Annotated in this window: 1 pseudogene; it reads right to left on the bottom strand. The window is 45.5% G+C overall.

Features of this window, described 5'->3' with window-relative positions:
- Positions 1 to 71: 71 nt before the first annotated feature.
- Positions 72 to 701 (bottom strand): annotated as a pseudogene (locus ACSZO4_RS25725) (IclR family transcriptional regulator); the annotation flags it as partial.
- Between the last annotated feature and the right edge of the window lie 57 nt (positions 702 to 758).

A 758-nucleotide genomic window follows, 5' to 3' on the forward strand; every position in this document is an offset into this window, starting at 1 on the left:
GATTCGCGCGACTGACTTAAAGGTCAAACCTTTCGGAGTCCCCCGGCAAAGCCGGGGGTTTACCGGACTTAATTAACCCGGCTGTACATATTGAAGACCGGCATACTCAGACATACGGCGCCATAGGATGATTCTTCGTTATCTATGGCCCAACCTCGCAGACGCGTTTTTTGCAACTCTTCGTGAAATAACTTCTTGTCGGTAAAAGTATTTCTGGTGTGCTGAGTGAGCGTTAACGCCGCTAAAAAATAATCCATCTCTTCCCGGGGTTTCCACGCCAGCAGAGCTTTACCCAGTGCCGTGATATGCAATTCTAACTTCTTGCCAATCCAGCTTTTTTTGGTCGGCACTGAACCAGGGCTTTCGACTTTATCGAGATAAATGGCATAACAATCTTCAATCGCCCCTAAGTGGCACACCAGACCACTTTTTTGCGATAACTCCTGCATGGGGCGCTTGGTCACCTCAAAAATATTTTTCCGGTGCAGCGCCTGGCAACCTAACTCATAATTTTTAATGCCAAGAGCGTATTGATTACGTTCACTTTTAATTAAAAATCCGCAATCGACCATGACGCCTAATAAATTCAGTAGGCTACTTTTGGGGTACTGAAATTCCCGTAATAGCTCCATAAAGGTCGCTGCGCCGACATAAGCGATGTAGGTGAGGATTTTTTCAGCCCGTATTAAGGAAGGTGCGATTTAATCGTCAGTTATGAGAACATAAGGCTTTCTTTGCCATAGATTTTTCACGATGCC

Origin of the sequence: Phytobacter sp. V91, assembly GCF_965644225.1 — a bacterium.
In the GTDB taxonomy this organism is placed as follows: Bacteria; Pseudomonadota; Gammaproteobacteria; order Enterobacterales; family Enterobacteriaceae; genus CBFFRJ01.